Raw genomic sequence first — 598 nt, 5'->3', positions numbered from 1 at the left:
GTGTAGGTGGTCTGGCTGGTGACCTGGTCGTCGGTGTTGTAGGTGTAGCTGACCGTGTTGCCGGCGCCGTCTTCCACGCTCAGCAGGTTGCCGCTGGCATCGTACTGATAGGCCGTCACCGCACCGTCCGGATCGGTGGCAGTCAGCAGATTGCCGTTGGCGTCGTAGGTATAGGTGGTGGTGGGCGACACGCCATTGACCGCCGGCGCCATCACGTCGGTAAGTTGGCCGGCCGCGTTGTACTGGTATTGGGTCGCGTTACCCAGCCCGTCGGTGACAGTGGTGCTGCCATTGTCGTAGCTGAGTGTGATGCTTTGCGCCGCCGCTCCGCTGCCGGTCGTCACACCGGTGACCTGCTCGTTCCCCTGCGCATCTTGCGTATAGGTATAGCTGACCGTGGTGCCGTCGCTCTGGGTGACCGAGGCGACCAGGTCGGTCGTGCCCTGATAGGTATAGGTGGTGGTGTAGCTGGTGCCGGTGCTGTCTGTATCCGAGGCCAGTGTGGTGGTGACACCGCTCAGGCGTCCTTGGGCGTCGTAGCGGTAGCTCACCGCCTGGCGCGTCACCGCCGTGCTCTGCCCGGGCGGTACGTCCTGGA

Annotated in this window: 1 pseudogene; it reads right to left on the bottom strand. The window is 64.4% G+C overall.

Annotated elements, in window-relative coordinates:
* Positions 1 to 598 (bottom strand): annotated as a pseudogene (locus ISP15_RS18325) (hypothetical protein); the annotation flags it as partial.

Source organism: Dyella jejuensis (genome assembly GCF_044904675.1).
Taxonomy (GTDB): domain Bacteria; phylum Pseudomonadota; class Gammaproteobacteria; order Xanthomonadales; family Rhodanobacteraceae; genus Dyella_B; species Dyella_B jejuensis.
This window is presented reverse-complemented; position numbering and strand designations above follow the sequence as displayed.